The following is a 16,875-nucleotide window of genomic DNA, read 5'->3' as shown; positions in this document are numbered from 1 at the left end:
CTTCCCTTCAACGGAGATCTCGGACCATGGCATACCCCCCGATTGCAGTCGCAAACACGCTGATCGCTCGCCACGCCGCTTCTGGCGGTATCACTCACAAGCGGGTCCAGACTCTCTGCTATCTCCTGTATGGCTGGTCGATCCCGATCCTTGGAAAGCCGCTCCTGACCGAAGCCCCGGAGGTCTGGAGCGAAGGTCCAGTCTTCGGCCGCCTGTTCGCTCAGTTGTCATCCTACGGGGATGCTCCGATCACCGAGCCGGTTCAGGTCAAGGGGTGCCCAGCCGTGCCGGATGAGGACACGATCACCCACGAACTCATCGAATGGGTGGACGAGCGCCACGCCGGGCTGCCCGAGGCCAGCCTGAGCCTCCTCGCGCACGGTCCAAACTCACCGTGGCGGCGGGTGGCCGAAGAGCATCACTTCCTCCTGTCCGCGCCCGTCGAGATCCCGCAGGCGGTGATTGCCCATCACTTCACCGCCCAGGCGCGGCAGGTTTCGCTCATCCAGTAGAGCCACCGCACTCTGGGACTCGATCAATGGTCGGGTCCACCTTGTCCCAGCCGATTTAAGCCCACGGAGGCTCCGTTGCCGAAAAACCCTGGCGTATTCACCGAACAAGGCCTCGCGTCCCTGAAAGGGAGCATCGCTGCAATCTGTAGACACCCCTACAATGGCGAACGCTCATTCGTCGGATTTGCCACCAACGTGGGCGGCGGAGCCTTCGCGACGATCTCAGATGGCAAGATCAAACTCCCTTGGGAGCAGTGGAAAGGGGCTGGCCCCTATCACGATCTTCGCATCCACCTTCTGGACGGCACCGGACGAATGTACTGGGTCGACTGGGTGTATGAGACGCCCGTTCTCCCGATCGCCGTCCTCCAGGTCCGCGGCGATGAGATCGAGCGTTGGCCCAATCCTGAGATCGCCACCATCGCGGCCATGAATGGCAAAAACCACGTATGGCGCATCGGCTATGCCGATGGTGTCTTTGGGGATAGCACTCTTGATCTTAACACGCTCGGCAGCGAGCCGCCCCACGTCGTTAAAGCCGGCTGGATCTCCGCCCACCCGACGATGACGTACTTCCGCGACGGTGCCGACGCCGCGTTTGGAGGCAAGCACACGATCGCAGCCCATGTGTGCTTCGATTATCCGAACCGGAGCGATCTGGGCGGTCCAGTCGTTGACAATGAAGGACGCCTTGCCGGAGTGCTGGTAGGGGCCGATCTAGGATCCCAGGAGACCCATGTCGGGGCATATGTCCCTGCTCAGATGATCATGCCTTTTGTTGGGGCTGGTCGCGCCGCCAAGATCTATCACCAGTTCCATGGGGCACTTTTCTCGGTCCTGCACCAGATCGACGAGCAAGAGGCTGCGGCTTCCGCAGCTTAGGAAGCATGGATTTTCTATCCAACTGAGAATGCGCAGAAGGGGAAGTTGAAATCCCCAATAGAAGAAGGTGGCCTTGAGAGGAGGCAACAATGAAGCTCTAGATCAAATCAACGTCCCAGCCCAGAGTGGCTTTCTGACATATACCTGCCTCATCCGCTGGTCCGTTTGACCGTTCTGCAGGGATTCACAACAAGTATCCTTTTTGGCAAGGTGCTCGCTACGAGACCTCAGCCTCTGATCGTCGCTGACGCGGACCCAAGATCCACGGGTCTAAAACACCGGATAGTATGGGCACCGCTCAAGGGCTCGCTACCTCTCGGGCGTCGAAGGTGGGATGGCACCCCAGGATCACTGCCAATCAGATTTTTAGTTCATTTGAGAATGTGAAGAAGGGGAAGTTGAAATCCCCGCAAAATCGACCTTAGAGGAGGGTAAGATGAAACGTTAGATATGCTAGCGGCTTCCGATATTGATAGTCGACACCATACCTGCCTCATCTGTTGGCCCATTGGCCGTACTGCAGGAACTCTTTGACCAAAGTAGCCTTTTGGCCAGGTACACGGCGGACATGTAACCCGACCGTTGCCTCAGCCTCTGATCCTCGCTGACGCGGATCCATGACCCACGGATCTAAAACGCCGGGTAGCACTGAGCACCGCTGACGGGCTCCCTATCTCATCAGGGACGAGGGTGGATCGACCTCCAACTTAAAGGTCACCTAACGAAAGAAGCCGCGAGAGTGCCACATGGGCCCTACCAATCTCGCGGCTTCTTTTGTGCTCGTTGAGCCAAACCCCAAAAACCACGCCGGTCAACCTCTACTCAGTCTGCGAAGCAAATTTCCAGCGCAGTGGGCGTCCGGACGTTTCTTGAATTCAGAAAAGATCAGCGAAGAGGAAAAGGTTCAATCCCCGAAAGGGAATCAGATTTCCTCAGATCAAAAATGAGCAAGGCTCGTTTCAATCCCCAAAATAAGGATCAGTTCGATGACAAACGCTGCCAACATCTCCGCCGTTTCCACCGTCGCCAACGACAACGCCCAGAAGCAGCGCACCTATCCGCGCATGGTCACGCCGAAGACGATCAAGGAGGGCTCGAACAAGAACGGCACGCCGTTTGTCAGCTTCGTCGGCGAGTACACCCGCCGCGGCGCCAGCAAGCCCTCGACGATGCTGCACACCGCGAGCGGAAAATCTCTCGATGCGATCCGCGAGCAGCTCAAGGAAGGCCAGCCGATCCGCGTCTTCGGCATCTTCGAGACCCTGCCGGCCACGGAGGAGCGCAAGGAATCCAGCGTGTTCCGCATCATCGGCCTGTCGACGCCGCGTGAGACGGCTCCGGAGGCAGCCGCCCAGACCGAGATGAAGGAAGCCGCGTAATCGGCTTTCGCCACCTAGGGTCGGCGCAGGCGCTAGCCTGCCACGGCGCACGCGGCGTGCCGACCCTGCCACCTCCGCTCCAGACAGGTAGGTTCTGGTGAAATATCTCCTGGCAAAGTTCTACTACTGGCTTGCCGCCTCGACCAATGATCCCGGCAAGGCATCGAGCTATCTTGATCGGTCGCACGATCTCGATCATCGCGCCGACCCCCATCACCAGGTTGAGGATGACGGCTCCGACGAGGAACCGCTGCCCGCAGCCTAACGGCACCCGATGCCGGAAACAGAAGCCGCCCTCTCGGGCGGCTTTTTTGATGTGCGCTGCGAGGACGGTCTCGCTGGTGTGAGTGAATGGAGGTCAACATGGTTGCACAGCTGATGCGCTTTGCCCTGGGAGTCGTATTCCCGCTGGCTGTCGTGGGATATGCCCTCAGCAAGGGCGTCTGACCTGATGGGACTGCTCGCAAAATCCGTCCGATTTGAGGGGATGGAGCAAACCAATGTCGGCCAACCCAGCCGGTGGGAAGGCCGTGCGTCGTTGCTATCCGTCAGCGGAAAGCTGACGGCGGAATACGGCCGACAGCCAGGAGCGTTGACGGTTACCATCGGAGACGACCAGGAGACCGTCCATCTCGAGACGCACTCCCCCTTCGACGCCCAATGGGAGGAGATCGCGCCGGCGGTGCAAAGGATTGCCGCGGTCTCCCTCCTGGCCGAACTGTCTGACGTCGACTTTGTCGATGCGGGCGATATTTCCTAGCAGAGGCGGTCGATGAGGGGAACTGCGCTCGGGTCAGGGAGGTTTGACGCCTAGACGAGGCGTGGAGGCATTATGAACCTTCGATGGCAGAGGGACACAGAGCACTATCCCGACGATGAATGCTACGTGGCTCATCTGGGCGAGTTCCAAGTTGGCACGGTCCTTTTCGGCTTTGGAGTCTGGGATTGGGACCTGGATACAGGCTTCGCCGAATTCGTAACTCCCAGCCGCGGAAAGGAAGTGACTCGGGAGGCCGCACAGGCGGCTGTCGAGGCAGGCATAAGCGAGTGGGTCCGCAGAGCTGGCCTCCGGCCTGACACGGAATAAGCAACCCGCCCACTCCCAAGCTCTTTTCTCGATCCTGAAGATCGAACCAGGGTGATTTCGAAATCCCCGAAAGGAAAGGGCTCGCCGATGTCTCGCATCTTCAATGAAATTCGTGGTCAGCGCTTCGCTATCTCGGAGATCGGGACGGCGCAGTACAGGCTCTCCCAAGTCCGCAGCGAAGCCCGCAAGACTGTTCAGGAGGACATCCGGGCGCTCTTCAAGAACCTGCCCCGTGGCCTGCGGCACCTGACGCACTCCTTCCTGGCGGCGGAAGGCAATCGCTACCTCCTGATTGATCTTGAAGGCCCCGAAGGTGGGATTGTCAACGGTGCCCGCACCCGCTTCACCCTCATCGATATCTGCCGGAGTATCGCCGGCCTCGCCGCCTGGGACGTCGCCCGCGATGAGTTCCTTGGGGAGGTGAACGAGTTCTCGTTCCGTGATTCCACCGTCTGGCCAGATTGGATGGTCTATTCCAACCATCCCCAGAAGCGGAAGGTGTGGACCGATGGCGTGTTCCACGCCGACGTGAGATCCACCTACTTCGGGAAAATCCTGCTTCCGGTGTCGGGCCCTGCTCTTACGCACCCGGCCTTCGCCCGCCTGGCGGACTACGCCAAGTCTGTGATTGAGCGCAAAGATGCCAACATGGAGCATCTGCGCGGCTTCGATCCCCAGTTCGACGCCTATGACGCTCAGATTGAAGAGATTGAGCGGAAGGCTGAAGCCTTCGCCCGAACCGAAGGCCAGGATCCAGAGGTCCTCACGGCTCAGAACGACGAGCTCGCGGGCCTGATCCGCACCATGGATTGGACCTACGACATGGCTGACCGTCCCAATCGCGCCTACGCGGAACAGGAGCGTCGAATCCGCTCTCTGCTCTCGGCCCTGCCGGTGGACGATGCAGTGGTTCTGTTCGTCCACAACGCCGGAGCCAACTGGACCAAGGCTCCCTATTACCTCCAGTGGCACCCGGAGGTGAAACAGATGAAAGCGGCTGCTTGATGCCGCTTCAGAAGTGAAAGGACCAAGATCAAATCCCCTGAAAAGGGAAAGAGGTTCTTTCAGACAAGATCAGTGAAGACAGTTTCGTCACAATCCCCGAAAGATAGGATAAGTTCGATGACAAACGCAGCCGTTGCCACCTCCGCCACCACCGTCGCTGCCAACGACAACGCTCAGCAGCAGCGGACGTATCCGCGCGTCGTGACCCCCAAGGCCATCAAGGAGGGCAAGAACAAGAACGGCACCGAGTTCGTCAGCTTCATCGGTGAGTACCGTCGCCGCGGCTCCGAGAAGACCTACACGATGTTCCATACCGCAAGCGGTGCATCTCTCCAGGAAATTCGGGACGAGCTGAAAGAAGGCCAGCCGATCCGCGTCTTTGGCGTCTTCGACGAGATGCCTGCCGACGGTGAACGGAAGGCGAAACAGGTTTTCCGGATTATTGGCCGGTCGGTCCCGCGTGAGCAGGGTGCTGAAGAGATGCGGCAGGCCGCGTAAGGCCTGCACGAAGAAAGAAGAAAGAGCCGCCTTAGGGCGGCTTTTTTCATGGGCGGATCGGGCGTGGTGAACGCACCGATCGATCACATCACCAAGTGTCTTACGCCATGAAGGAAAAGACATCAGTTGCTCTCTGGTGAGAGCGCAAGAGTTCTTTGTCAAATCCCCGAAAGGAAAGTTCGATGACAAACGCTGCCAACATCTCCGCCGTTTCCACCGTCGCCAACGACAACGCCCAGAAGCAGCGCACCTATCCGCGCATGGTCACGCCGAAGACGATCAAGGAGGGCTCGAACAAGAACGGCACGCCGTTTGTCAGCTTCGTCGGCGAGTACACCCGCCGCGGCGCCAGCAAGCCCTCGACGATGCTGCACACCGCGAGCGGAAAATCTCTCGATGCGATCCGCGAGCAGCTCAAGGAAGGCCAGCCGATCCGCGTCTTCGGCATCTTCGAGACCCTGCCGGCCACGGAGGAGCGCAAGGAATCCAGCGTGTTCCGCATCATCGGCCTGTCGACGCCGCGTGAGACGGCTCCGGAGGCAGCCGCCCAGACCGAGATGAAAGAGGCCGCGTAAGGCCAGATCCCATAAGCTGGGACGATAAAGAGAGCCGCCTTCGGGCGGCTTTTCTCATGGGTGCGGAGGGCGTTGTCACGCACCATCCGAAAGATGATCTGAAGGCCTCCGACAGAAAGACGAGAATTCAGGTTCCTGCAGAAAAGTGAGCAAAAGCTCGGTTCAATCCCCAAAAGGAAGAGAGTTCGATGAACGACAACACCGCCACCTCCGCCGCCGTTTCCACCGAGACCCGCGCCCGTTCCTACCCGCGCACGGTCACGCCCAAGACCATCAAGGAAGGCAAGAACAAGAACGGCACGGAATTCGTGAGCTTCATCGGCGAGTACCGCCGTCAGGGCAAAGACAAGGTCTACACCATGTTTCATACCGCGAGCGGTGCAGCCTTGAGTTCGATCCGTGAGCAGCTGAAGGAAGGCCAGCCGATCCGTGTCTTCGGCGTGTTCGATGAAATGCCGGCCGACGCCGAGCGCAAGAGCAAGCAGGTTTTCAGGATTATCGGCCTTTCGACCCCGCGCGAACAGGCCGCCGAAGAGATGCAGCAGGCCGCCTAGTCGGCCCCATGAAGGAGCCGCCCTCGGGCGGCTTTTTTCATGATCGTCTCAGCAATTCCAGCAAGGCAGGGGATCACGCCGCAGCCGCTTCCTTACGGTTTGCAACCTCCAAAGTGACGGCCAGTCCTTTCGGAGACTTCGATCCGGATCGCAACCGCGCATTCTCGTCTTTGAGAGCCTCGTTACGGGCTACATGCTCGTGGTTAGCGCGGGTCACTTCCTTGATCTCGCCCTTGAGTTCAGTGATGTCCTCCTTGAGGTCCACGATCTTCGCCTGGAGGGCAGCAAAATCCCTAGCCTCTGCTCGAAGGTCACGGATCGTCGCTTGCTGATCGGCAATCTTCGCCTCCAGCTTCCTGATCCTCCGCTCCGCCGCAGCGAGCAGCTTCTCGGGTGTCATCTCCGACTGCGCCAACCCAGTTTTAAGGGATTTGGCCCCTAGCCCCGCGTCCATCATTGCCCCAACGGCTCCTTTCTTATCCTAATAGGGGATAGAACAAAATAGGAACTTGACGCCAGGGTCAACGAGACAGCGTGTCACGCCGAGAGAGGCTGCGAGACCGGATCGGGCGTGAACCCCTGGGTCGGGCCCCATTTTTAACCATGGTGATTCAAAGTCACATCTATTTCCGCAGAACGAATTACAAGATCATGTGACGGGGAGGAGCAGCAAAAACTCAAATCACAAATCCCGCAAAAAGGATGATGAGCATGCTCAAGGCGACAATGTATTTCTCTTACGGACGCGACGCACGGTCGGGTCTGAAATCGAAGACGACATTCGACGCCATTCTGGCAGGCGAGCGCAGCTCGACGACACGATTTCCATCGTGGCGAGGATATGAGCGCTGGAAGGGTTTGAAAGTTGGCGATCAAGTTCGGTTCTATGCCGATCGCGACATGAAGGGGCGCTATGTCGATGTCACAGTCACTGAGATTCCCAAGGTGATCGACCTATTGAAATGCAACGAGACGGAGCTCGCCGCCTGGTCGGAGGCTGAGGGCTGGAGCGAGGCCGCAGGCCGCCGCTACGGAGGGCAGTATGGTCCGGGTCTTCAGATCCGGTACCAGCCCGTCACCGCCCGGTGAGGAGACGATGAGAAAGTCGTTCTCCTTCCCCTACTTCATCGTGAAGGTCGGGTTCACGCTCCTCGCGCTCTACATCACGGCCATCTATCTCATGACCAATCTGCCCATCTATGGGCGTTCGTACTTCGATTGGTTCCTCACCATTGCGATCGTGACGTGGGTTCTGGTCTTTATCGGCCTTGCCCACGAAACCCGCCTCACCTCCCGTTTCGTCGGAATCTTTGTTAAAGGACTGCCACCCAGGTGGCTGCGGATCATCATGGACCTTCTCGATCGCTACACCAACAAGGATGGCCTCCTCGCACGTCTCGCCGCCGTGCAGCGTTCTGAATACCTCGATGCGACGGCGCTCGCTGCCGCGGTCAAGCAGAAGGTCGTGGGCCAGGATGTCGTGGCCGACGAGGTTGCCGCCACCCTGCGCCGCCGCTTGGCTCAAGTCGCCCGGGACAAGCCCGTTGGCGTGTTCCTGTTCGTTGGCCCTCCTGGCGTGGGCAAAACCGAAATGGGCAAGCAGTTTGCCCGCAACCTGAAGCGCGGGTTCATCTTCGAAGATATGTCGACCTGCAGCAATCCCGCCGGCGCCGAACGGCTGTTTGGCGTTCCTCCGGGATACTCGGGCTCGGACAGGTACGGAACGCTGACAGGCGGCCTGCGGGATCAGGAGAACTCTCTCGTGCTTCTCGATGAAATCGAGAAAGCCCATGTCGACGTTCAGAAGCGGTTCCTGACCGCCTGGAATGATGGATTCGTAACCGAATCCTCGAGTGGCCAGAAGGTGCCAACCAATCGGGCGATCTTTGTCGCAACAACCAATGCGGCCGCAGACCGGATTGGCGAATTGGCTCGGGAGATCACCGACCGCGATAAGCTCCTGACTGCGGTTCACAACGTGCTCAAGGAGGCCGGTTTCCCGGCTGAGGTGTTGAGCCGAATTGATGAGGTGTTCGTCTTCAACCCGCTTCAGGGGCTCGACCTTGCCCGGGTGGCGATCATCCAAATCGTTAATATCGTGGAGAGTTACGGCCTCGAGCTCGACCAGGGCGGGATTGACGACATGATCCTGTTCGACGCCATGCAGCGGGCCGAGGTTCTGCAGACTGCCGGCGGTGTGCGCGCCGTGATCAGAGCCCTCGAGAAGCGCATTGCCGATGTCCTGATCGAGGCCAGGCAGAAGGGCGCTCGCCGCGTCAAGCTCACGATGAATGAGTCGGACCTTGATATGGTCCAGGTGACGATCACCGGATAGGAGGAGCACCATGTTTGATCGGCTGGTTCCCCGACCCGTCCGGAGGCTTTGGAATGAGGCGTCAGTCTGGCGCTGGTGTCTCATCCTCGCCGTGTTGTCGACGGGCATGCTCCTGATCGCCTCGCCGCCACAGCGATCAGCGGGCACTGGCGCTATCAAAGTGGCCACTCAACCCTTTGCTAAGGCTGGCACAGCCGCTCCTTGAAGCGGCTGCATCAGTCACGGGGAACGGCCATGAGACACCTATTGATCCGGCTTGGGTGCAGTTGAAACACCGGCGGTCATGGGCAGGGTTGAGTAGCCCAGCCAGCCTCCAGCACAGTTCAAGATCACCCAAGCCGTCTCTATAATAGAGGACGATCCGGCACTCGCCATTGATGAATAGGCGGCTCTGGGGCCGCCATTCACCTTCCACGCTGGCGGTTTCCTCCATCCACCAGTCCTTTCATTAAAGGGGAACCCGCCGCCTCAGGCTTCGCACCGCGAAGTGGAGACGTACGCGTGACAGCGCAATTCCCAGCAGCTTGCCGACCAATGTGCTGGTGAAGACCACGAGCAATCCCAGGGCGACCGTGGATTGCCAGGTCCGCCCGGCAACCGGCGCCTCGACCGTATGGGCGACCCAGAGCCCCATAGCGCCGAGCATGACGATCGCCCCAAGGCCACAGCCGCAGTCGGTACGAAGCGCGTCGAGACGCCGCTTCACGGCTGCCGCCTCATGAGGCGGCAGCGCCATCAGCGCTAGCCGCAAGCTACGATCGTCGCTGATCCTGCTCATGTCACGACAACATCCCGGTTTGCGAGGCAATCGATTGGGAAGTTCGCTATGATATAGTCCCAGACCTTCCTTGCTTCGTCGTGGCTGAATTGAGGCTCGCCACTGAAGCAGAGGTATTCCGGGATCAGCCACCCGCTCCACCAGCTATGGTCCTTCGGGTTGACCATGATGCGGTCTAACCCATCGACGTGGCAGAGCCCGAAGGTGTGTCCAAGCTCGTGGATCGGCACCCAGGTCCGCACCCAGTTCGGGAGCCCATGGCGGTACAGGGCGCCGGTGCCGCCGTCATTCCCGATCGAGCCACCATCTAGGCAGGCGTTCGTGAACATGCAGGCCGAGTACCCTGTGTAGGAATCGTTCGCCACGAACCGGAAGGTGCCAAAGATAACTGGCTTGCACAGCAGGTTCCTCGCCCGCTCTACCGCTGCGGGATCCTGGGGATCCGCCGGATGACAACCGAAGCCGGACACGGAGGGTTCCCGGTTGAACGGGCTTCTCGCCAAGACATCCAGCACGGCACAGGAATTGTGCTGGCCATCAGGATCGGTGATGTTCGCCTGGACCTGGGTCCGTTCGGTGAGGTGAACGTCCTGTAGGTCGACCGCCAATTTCAAGCCGATCGTGTCGCCTTTGATCTGGATGTTGTGGATCCTGTCGAGCAGCGCCGAGTCGCTCATGGCATAGATCGAGAAACTCTTGCTGCTCGGGTTGCCGAGATACTCGTCAATGTCCGATTCCGATGACACGTCTCCGCGGATGTCGGGGCTGCTTCTCTGCAAGAACTTGTCCCACTTGAAGCCCGCTAGCTTCTTCAGGTCGACTCTCCTGTTGGGATCGGGGTCGTTGTTCCATTGCACTAAGGCGGGAACCGTTTCTCCAGGCGCGATGTAGTCGGAGCGCACGAAACCCCGATAGCTCGTCAGGGTTAGGCGCAGGCCGAAGCCGCTGCCACCGATCCCCAGCGCCGCCTTGATGTCCGCGCGGTCGGCCTCGGTGAAGCGCCGGCTCTTATCGATGAGATCCTCGACGTAGCCGATAAGCCGCCACTTGTTCACGCTGCCGCGGAATGCGCCATACAGGCCGCAGGGGAAGACCACGGTCCGAATGAGGTCGCCGACCAGGCCACCGAACGCACCTAGGATCTCCATAAAGCCATCAAAGACCCGGCTCCAGTCCCAGGTGAAGATGCCGGCAATGATGTCCCAGCCACCCGTGATGACTGCGACGACCAAGTCGTATGCGTCGCCGAGGATTTCACAGACGGTCGTGACCACCCACTTCAGCACCGTGACGACCACCCAGACCAGGAAACAGAACCACTTGTTGCAGCAGGCGCACCACCATTTGCACTTCTTCTTCACGCATTGCTGGACCTGCTGGGATACGTTGTCCTCGACCCATTCCCCAATCTGATGGCAATATTTCTGCGTCACCTGAGCTCTCCATCCCCTCTCTATGGGGAGACCAAGACTGCGGCGCGCCCTCAAAGTTATCTGTGATCTAGCTCACGCCCGCTCGTGCTGTTTTTGTCGCAAACGCCCGCGATGGCCACTGAAGTGGCTGGATGGGTCCGCATTTTAGTGGCTGTCGCAAAGTTTCGGCGCTTATCGCGTGTTGAGCATGCGGGCGGCAGATGCGCCTCCGAGCCGGAGGTGGCCGATGATCCTGAACGCCCTTACGAGAAGTTGAAGCGTTGGGCTAAGAGGCTGGATTTTGCCTGATCCACGATGGGCGAACCCGTTACGGGGAAAACCCCAAGAGGATCGAAATGACCATAACGATCTCCCAGCACCTCCTCCCGTTTGTCGCTCGGCCAGATGAGGAGATCTTCGCGATCGGCGACCTACATGGCCGCAGCGACCTCATGAAGGCACTCTTCGAGATCATCGCCGCTTCCCCTCACGCCCCTGGCTGCCGACGGATTGTAGTTCTCCTTGGCGACTTGATCGATCGGGGCCCGGATTCCCTCGGATGCATCGATCTTGCGATCGAGGCCAAGGAACGAACCGGCGCCGACATCGTGGATGCCCTTGCTGGCAACCACGAGCAGATGCTTCTCGCGACCATCGTCCTGGATGGTCAGGTGCATCGCCGGAAGACTGCGTACAGCAACTGGCTGTTGAATGGTGGCATGAGGGTCGTGACCGACCTTCTGGACGAGGGGCATAGCGCCAAGACTCCCGGCGATCTGAGGGATGCTCTTGGGCCAAGGCGGGTAGAGTTCCTCGAGGGACTGTCGAAGCACCGGACCTCGGGCGAGTTCATGTTCATCCACGCGGGGCTGAACCCATATGCCGACCTGGAGAAGTTCCTGGCCGAGCCGATCGACATCGACTTCCGGGAACTCGAAGAGCAGGACCATTGGGCTTGGGTTCGGAACCCGTTCCTCGCCTTCAACCCGTCTGAGCATCAGAAACGGGGCCACCATGGATACTTCGTGGTGCACGGCCACACGACCCCCAAGGACGAATGGTTCCTACCCGCGGAGCAGCTGGGCCTCGACCGGCTCAATCTGGACGCTGGGTCATACGCCACTGGCCGCGCCCGGATGGCCCGGGTCATCGGCTCTGAATTGAACTTCTACGAGGTGTCCTAGCGGCACCTCTGTTTGTTTCAGCACATCCAAACTGCGGAAAATCAGGGATTTAAGTCCCCAGAAGGAGTGGTCACATGCACGCCTATACCCGCCCGCTCGTCCGTCGTACGCCCAACGCAGCGGAACGGACTGCTCAGGTGCTCCTGCTGAGTCTGACGCTGATTGGCATCGTCGTCGTTGCCGCCGCCGTTCTCTGCTCAGTGGTCGAGCCACACATCATTGTGGCGGTCCTGGTCGTGGCGCTCCTGTTCCTCGTCTTTCGGATCGAGACCCGTCCCCAGCACCTTCCCAAGGGGGCATTCTATCCATCCCGCTCCTTCGGGCGCCGCTGAGGCTCCCCCGATGCACTTTCCCAGCCAGGTATACCAGCCTATCCCGGCGAACTGCGCCCGCCATGCCATCGAAACCTTCGCCGAGAATGTCGCCGAGCGTCTCGGCTTCATTCCGGACCGGGACTTGGCGGAGTCTCACCAGATGAGAGGGAAGGTCCGCTTCGAGCGGATCCATGACTTGATCAAGAAGCTCGGCGGACAGATCAACTTCGAGTACGTTCCGCCGGGAGAGCTTCACACCTCCCAAAGCCTCATCGTGTTCAGCAATGAGCGATTTGAGATCGCCCTTCATGGGCGGCTCCGTCTGGAGGACAGGCAGCAGAACTGGGTTCTTGCCCAGGAGCTCGGCCACTTTTTCCTGCACTATCCCATGGTGCGGCAGAAGCACGGCGATGTCGCCATGGCGGCAAACCGGTACCCGGATCAATCCGACCCTACGGCAATCCAGGCCCGTCGCGAAGCCATGTGGTTCGCCTTCGGCTTTCTCACGCCGGCAAGGGCTTTCATGGATGCTTATCGAGGCACGAACCGACCATCCTCTCTCGAGTTCCGATTCAACGTCCCCTATCGGGTGGTTGATCTCCGGTACCAGTACCTGAGCGAACTCAAGGCTTCAGGCTGAAACTCGGTATCATTAAGGGGCATCAAGATGACGGCACAAGATCCGGCCCTCGCGCTCGCGAAACGCAAGGCACGGTATGGCCACCGCGATTGGCTGTTCTGGAAAGACCGCAACGGAGCAAGCCACTGCGCCCGCCGGAGCGCAGAAACGGTCAAGGCGGCCATGCTCGCGGCCGGGACGTCCGGGAAGTGGTTCATTGTTCAGGCGTCGACCGGGGTCCTAGTGAAAGGATTCTGGCGTCTCGGCATCAACCTCCTCAAAAACGCGAAATACGGCATCTGAAAACGGAGATTGCCCATGTCTAATCTGCCCGCCTGGCCGGGAGCCGACGTCTGCTATACTCGGGCAGGCATGATCACCAATCACCTGTGCAGGTCCTCCTACCAAGCCGCCAAGGTGAAGACAGGCTGGAGACCTCCCCAGGAGGCAACAGAACTCATCGACGCCATGAACCGCGGCGATGAGGAAGCGATCAAATCCGCCTGTCAGCGTTATTCCCATATCTGGGCCAAGAATACCGCATCTCATCCTCCATCATGATGTGATATCCGGCCCCAGCAGGGTTCACGACCAAGGAAGGAAACCATGAGCGAAGCCATTCCAGGGCCGGTAACACCAGGACGAGGTGATGCGGAGGGCCTTGCCATCCGGATCTTCGAGTTCATCGTGGCGGATGTCGATCGGATTATCCAATTTCTCAATGTAACTGGTCTTCAGCCGGAGACCCTTCGGGAGTCAGCCAACACCCCTCACTTCCTTCTCGGTGTTCTCGACTATGTGTCGAAAGACGATGAGTTGCTGAAACTGATCCACAAGGACCTGGGCATCCCGCCGGACACGATCCTGGCTGCAGCAGGACACCTGGCGCCCCAGCCGGATCCTGCCAAGCAGGCTGACAGGAAGCCGGAGCAGCGCACGCAGCTCCCGCGGCGATCAATGTTCCGTTGAACGAGCAGCTACTTCAAGCCGCGACGGGCACGCGGGCACGGCTTCCGAGGAAAGCGTCCAGATCCCTTGCGGCCATTGGCCGGGCGAAAAAATAGCCCTGTAGCACATCGCAGCCGGCCGATGCCAGGAACCGACGCTGCTCGTCTGTCTCAACGCCCTCGGCAGTCACAACTAGGTCCATCGTCCGGCCGACATCGATCATTTGCTGGATCGTCTCGTGCGACGGGTCTGACTTCAAGCAGTCCAGTCTCCGCACAAACGATTGGTCGATCTTCAGTTTGTCGACGCCGATATGATTCAGGCGTTGCACGCCCGAGTATCCAATCCCAAAGTCGTCGAGCGCAATCCGAAACCCGCAATCACGCAGGAATGCGATCGAATCCCTGGCCGAGCCGTCGGCTGCGAGCGGCTGATTCTCGGTGATCTCGAACTCGATCTGATGCGGGGTAACCCCACACTCGTCGACCATTTTTACGAATCGTTCAATCAAGACCGAATGAGCGAAAAGCAGCGGTGACAGATTGACCGCGACCGTCAGATCAGGTTGGCGCTTTGCCACACCGCAGGCCTCACGAATGACGAACTCCGTGACCTGCAGGATCAAGCCGGTCTCTTCGGCGATGGGAATGAAGACGCGCGGGGAAACTGACCCGACTGTTGGGTGATGCCAGCGCACCAGCGCCTCTACGGCTGAAACTTGGTCATCGGCCACATTGACCTGGGGCTGATACACCACCGACATGCCCTGGCCGGACTGGAGCGTCTTATAGAGTTCCCGTGCCGGGATGCCGCCCAAATAGGAGTAAACCTCGGAGAGCTTGCTCTCGAGGCGGCAAAAATCAGTCTCTGAGTCGGCCAGATCCTGCAGCAGCACAAGGCACCCGGTTAAGGCAAAATCGATATCTTAAAAGAGTGTTACCACTTCCGAGTTAAAATGTCACGTCCCAGGAGTTTAATTCGGGACAAAATTCCTCTTGAGATGAGGGTTCGCTCGCTTCTTGCTTATTCTGCGGCCATTTTAGAACGTTGGCGGCCAGTGCCGAGGCTGTGCAAAAACCGTGATTAACCGTTCCCGATCACCCGATCATCGCGACCTTCACGATGTTCAATCCCCAAAAGGAATTAGCGATGGAACTCGGCCAGTTGTGCTTCGGCAACCCGACGGAGCGCTTTGCTCTCGATCGGGAAACGCTCTCAGAACGGTTCCACGACTTCCTTGAGCGCATAGGCCTGAGCATCTACGGCACTAGCCGGTGGGGCAAAACCTTCGATACAGGCAGCGATCACTACGCCACCTTCCGCAATGACACTTTCGCCATTCGTCCTTACTACTGGGGCGAGTGTACCTGCGGATGTAACGAGGAAATCGGCCAGCCTCACTCCGATGATTGCGCCCTTATGCTCCCCAATTTCGAGCATTTTCCTTCTGGCCTGAAGGTCACCTGGTACAAATACGCCCTCAGGGGTGCATTCTCGAATCAAGAACTCTCCGATGGTGAGTTCAATGGGATCTTCGCCTCGTGCCTCGATAGCCTCGGGCCCGATTTCGATACCGGGAAACCTAAGACGGACATCTCTGGCGAAGTTCTTTCTGTCTCATCCCGAAACTTCGCCCGGTTTGTGACCCTGAAGACTTCGACCGGGCAGGTCCGCCTCCACATGAGCGGCACGAAACCCGGCACAGATTTGCTCGTCGCAGGACGCAAAGTCGCGATCGCAACCCGTGAGGGGCGGCCCCTTCCGTCCATCGTCTTCGTCGAACCCGTCGTAGAACACTCCCATTGATCCCGTGCCGGAGGAAAACGTGTCTGCCTACTTCGTCGACAAGCTTCACATCGATGTTCTGGTCTCCGGTGCCATTGACTTGGCCTGCGCGGCACGCCTTGCCAAAGGCGGCGATCTCATCATTCCACAGAAGGAGCATGGCACTGACCTGGGCAAGATGCTCTGGGCTGAGAATGCCCGCTCGGTGAATTATCTCACTGCCCTCGTGTATAGCGACACCAACCCCGCCCTCGACGAGATCGTCGGCTTCTATGGCTTCGAGTACCGGCCAAACCTCTGCCCCACCGTAATAGCCAAGGCCTTGGCCTCGTATGAGCATCAGGCGTGCGAGTGCCCCGATTATGAGGGCACCTCCGCCTATGACTTCGCCTCACGTCTCGCGCGACGCCTGATCAAGAAGCTCCCTGGATGGGACAAGGCGCCTTGGGGCATCGATTACCCAGAGCAGATTGCCGTCCGGTTCACCTGATCGGCCTCATCCCGCCCTCCTCCCCACCGTTCAACGAGATATCCGTCCATGAGCGCAGTCCGGATCCAGATCAGGGACGATCTGGGAAATATCAGCTATCTCTCCCGCACGTCGAGCGGCTACTGGAACCTGGTAAGCCGCAATGGCATCGCACTCGGCCTGTCCACAGTCGTCAGTGACGAGCCCTTGGCCAGGTTCGCCCTGGAAGATGCCGGCGACGACGGCAATGCGGTGCTGGAAGCAATCAGGAGGCATCTAAGCGGCCGACGGACTGCAACCCTCCTGTCGTCAAGCTCAGACACGTCCCGCAATGGCGCACTCTCCACCGAGCAAGTGCGCGACTTCGGCTGGATACTCACCGAGACCATTGACCTGTCAGTCGACCGGCGGGACGGCCTCACCCAACAGGACGCCAAGTCCGAGTTCGAAAGCATCACGCGTGTCCTCGACTACCTGGAGCGCAACGGCGCCGACATGAGCGTCCAGCGCCGAGCTCTGGGCACGCCCCGCTTCTGACC

The 16,875-nt window shown here is 59.3% G+C and carries 24 protein-coding genes; 20 read left to right on the top strand and 4 right to left on the bottom strand.

Annotation, left to right across the window (positions count from 1 at the left end; genetic code table 11):
* Positions 1 to 26: 26 nt before the first annotated feature.
* From DDF70_RS08495 to DDF70_RS08455, 9 genes are all read left to right on the top strand, one after another.
* Positions 27 to 512 carry a Panacea domain-containing protein gene (locus DDF70_RS08495; protein WP_114944443.1) on the top strand — a complete coding sequence of 162 codons (486 nt, stop codon included), beginning with the start codon at positions 27 to 29 and terminating at the stop codon, positions 510 to 512.
* 75 nt (positions 513 to 587) lie between these two features.
* Complete coding sequence (locus DDF70_RS08490) at positions 588 to 1,394, top strand: hypothetical protein (protein WP_114944442.1); 807 nt, start codon at positions 588 to 590, stop codon at positions 1,392 to 1,394.
* Positions 1,395 to 2,380: 986 nt separating this feature from the next.
* Positions 2,381 to 2,773: a hypothetical protein gene (locus DDF70_RS08485; RefSeq protein ID WP_114944437.1), complete on the top strand. Its 393-nt coding sequence runs from the start codon at positions 2,381 to 2,383 to the stop codon at positions 2,771 to 2,773.
* 97 nt (positions 2,774 to 2,870) lie between these two features.
* The gene (locus tag DDF70_RS36455) at positions 2,871 to 3,038 is read left to right on the top strand and encodes a hypothetical protein (RefSeq protein ID WP_162820283.1); all 168 of its coding nucleotides are present in this window, start codon (positions 2,871 to 2,873) and stop codon (positions 3,036 to 3,038) included.
* A gap of 327 nt (positions 3,039 to 3,365) precedes the next feature.
* Positions 3,366 to 3,533, top strand: a complete 168-nt coding sequence (locus DDF70_RS36450) for a hypothetical protein (protein WP_162820282.1) — start codon at positions 3,366 to 3,368, stop codon at positions 3,531 to 3,533.
* 414 nt (positions 3,534 to 3,947) lie between these two features.
* Positions 3,948 to 4,865 (top strand): hypothetical protein, encoded by a 918-nt coding sequence (locus DDF70_RS08470; RefSeq protein WP_114944439.1) that lies wholly within the window; start codon positions 3,948 to 3,950, stop codon positions 4,863 to 4,865.
* Between the two features lie 117 nt (positions 4,866 to 4,982).
* Entirely contained in the window at positions 4,983 to 5,363 is a 381-nt protein-coding gene (locus tag DDF70_RS08465; RefSeq protein WP_114944438.1) for a hypothetical protein, read from the top strand.
* Positions 5,364 to 5,545: 182 nt separating this feature from the next.
* Positions 5,546 to 5,938 carry a hypothetical protein gene (locus DDF70_RS08460; RefSeq protein ID WP_114944437.1) on the top strand — a complete coding sequence of 131 codons (393 nt, stop codon included), beginning with the start codon at positions 5,546 to 5,548 and terminating at the stop codon, positions 5,936 to 5,938.
* Between the two features lie 188 nt (positions 5,939 to 6,126).
* Positions 6,127 to 6,492 carry a hypothetical protein gene (locus tag DDF70_RS08455; protein ID WP_114944436.1) on the top strand — a complete coding sequence of 122 codons (366 nt, stop codon included), beginning with the start codon at positions 6,127 to 6,129 and terminating at the stop codon, positions 6,490 to 6,492.
* Between the two features lie 73 nt (positions 6,493 to 6,565).
* Here the strand turns inward: DDF70_RS08455 and DDF70_RS08450 are convergent, their stop codons facing one another.
* On the bottom strand, positions 6,566 to 6,892 hold the full coding sequence (locus DDF70_RS08450; RefSeq protein ID WP_162820281.1) for a hypothetical protein: 327 nt from the start codon (positions 6,890 to 6,892) through the stop codon (positions 6,566 to 6,568).
* Positions 6,893 to 7,203: 311 nt separating this feature from the next.
* On the opposite strand from DDF70_RS08450, the gene DDF70_RS08445 reads away from it, so the two are divergent.
* Both DDF70_RS08445 and DDF70_RS08440 read left to right on the top strand, forming a co-directional pair.
* Complete coding sequence (locus DDF70_RS08445; protein ID WP_114944434.1) at positions 7,204 to 7,581, top strand: hypothetical protein; 378 nt, start codon at positions 7,204 to 7,206, stop codon at positions 7,579 to 7,581.
* Positions 7,582 to 7,588: 7 nt separating this feature from the next.
* Positions 7,589 to 8,827: an AAA family ATPase gene (locus DDF70_RS08440; protein WP_162820280.1), complete on the top strand. Its 1,239-nt coding sequence runs from the start codon at positions 7,589 to 7,591 to the stop codon at positions 8,825 to 8,827.
* A gap of 448 nt (positions 8,828 to 9,275) precedes the next feature.
* Here DDF70_RS08440 and DDF70_RS08435 read toward each other — a convergent pair whose 3' ends face one another.
* The gene (locus DDF70_RS08435; protein ID WP_114944432.1) at positions 9,276 to 9,605 is read right to left on the bottom strand and encodes a hypothetical protein; all 330 of its coding nucleotides are present in this window, start codon (positions 9,603 to 9,605) and stop codon (positions 9,276 to 9,278) included.
* Positions 9,602 to 11,038, bottom strand: a complete 1,437-nt coding sequence (locus tag DDF70_RS08430; protein WP_114944431.1) for a hypothetical protein — start codon at positions 11,036 to 11,038, stop codon at positions 9,602 to 9,604. Before DDF70_RS08430 ends, DDF70_RS08435 begins: the two co-directional genes overlap by 4 nt.
* A gap of 335 nt (positions 11,039 to 11,373) precedes the next feature.
* Between DDF70_RS08430 and DDF70_RS08425 the strand changes: the two genes are divergently transcribed.
* The 6 genes from DDF70_RS08425 (at position 11,374) to DDF70_RS08400 (ending at position 14,103) form a co-directional block, all read left to right on the top strand.
* Positions 11,374 to 12,201 carry a metallophosphoesterase gene (locus DDF70_RS08425; RefSeq protein ID WP_114944430.1) on the top strand — a complete coding sequence of 276 codons (828 nt, stop codon included), beginning with the start codon at positions 11,374 to 11,376 and terminating at the stop codon, positions 12,199 to 12,201.
* A 74-nt stretch (positions 12,202 to 12,275) separates the two neighbouring features.
* Positions 12,276 to 12,533 carry a hypothetical protein gene (locus DDF70_RS08420; RefSeq protein WP_114944429.1) on the top strand — a complete coding sequence of 86 codons (258 nt, stop codon included), beginning with the start codon at positions 12,276 to 12,278 and terminating at the stop codon, positions 12,531 to 12,533.
* A 10-nt stretch (positions 12,534 to 12,543) separates the two neighbouring features.
* Positions 12,544 to 13,155: an ImmA/IrrE family metallo-endopeptidase gene (locus DDF70_RS08415; protein WP_114944428.1), complete on the top strand. Its 612-nt coding sequence runs from the start codon at positions 12,544 to 12,546 to the stop codon at positions 13,153 to 13,155.
* A 27-nt stretch (positions 13,156 to 13,182) separates the two neighbouring features.
* Positions 13,183 to 13,437 carry a hypothetical protein gene (locus tag DDF70_RS08410; RefSeq protein ID WP_114944427.1) on the top strand — a complete coding sequence of 85 codons (255 nt, stop codon included), beginning with the start codon at positions 13,183 to 13,185 and terminating at the stop codon, positions 13,435 to 13,437.
* 15 nt (positions 13,438 to 13,452) lie between these two features.
* A complete protein-coding gene (locus DDF70_RS08405) occupies positions 13,453 to 13,695 on the top strand; it encodes a hypothetical protein (RefSeq protein WP_114944426.1) in 243 nt (80 codons plus the stop codon).
* Positions 13,696 to 13,740: 45 nt separating this feature from the next.
* The gene (locus tag DDF70_RS08400) at positions 13,741 to 14,103 is read left to right on the top strand and encodes a DUF3572 domain-containing protein (protein ID WP_114944425.1); all 363 of its coding nucleotides are present in this window, start codon (positions 13,741 to 13,743) and stop codon (positions 14,101 to 14,103) included.
* 13 nt (positions 14,104 to 14,116) lie between these two features.
* Here DDF70_RS08400 and DDF70_RS08395 read toward each other — a convergent pair whose 3' ends face one another.
* Positions 14,117 to 14,977: an EAL domain-containing protein gene (locus DDF70_RS08395; RefSeq protein WP_114944424.1), complete on the bottom strand. Its 861-nt coding sequence runs from the start codon at positions 14,975 to 14,977 to the stop codon at positions 14,117 to 14,119.
* 254 nt (positions 14,978 to 15,231) lie between these two features.
* Between DDF70_RS08395 and DDF70_RS08390 the strand changes: the two genes are divergently transcribed.
* The 3 genes from DDF70_RS08390 to DDF70_RS08380 are packed head-to-tail and all read left to right on the top strand — an operon-like array spanning position 15,232 to position 16,873.
* Positions 15,232 to 15,888 (top strand): hypothetical protein, encoded by a 657-nt coding sequence (locus tag DDF70_RS08390; protein ID WP_114944423.1) that lies wholly within the window; start codon positions 15,232 to 15,234, stop codon positions 15,886 to 15,888.
* A 19-nt stretch (positions 15,889 to 15,907) separates the two neighbouring features.
* Positions 15,908 to 16,357 (top strand): hypothetical protein, encoded by a 450-nt coding sequence (locus tag DDF70_RS08385; protein ID WP_162820279.1) that lies wholly within the window; start codon positions 15,908 to 15,910, stop codon positions 16,355 to 16,357.
* 48 nt (positions 16,358 to 16,405) lie between these two features.
* On the top strand, positions 16,406 to 16,873 hold the full coding sequence (locus DDF70_RS08380) for a hypothetical protein (RefSeq protein WP_114944421.1): 468 nt from the start codon (positions 16,406 to 16,408) through the stop codon (positions 16,871 to 16,873).
* Positions 16,874 to 16,875 lie beyond the last annotated feature (2 nt).

Origin of the sequence: Microvirga calopogonii, from assembly GCF_003347665.1 — a bacterium.
GTDB classification, from domain to species: domain Bacteria; phylum Pseudomonadota; class Alphaproteobacteria; order Rhizobiales; family Beijerinckiaceae; genus Microvirga; species Microvirga calopogonii.
This window is presented reverse-complemented; position numbering and strand designations above follow the sequence as displayed.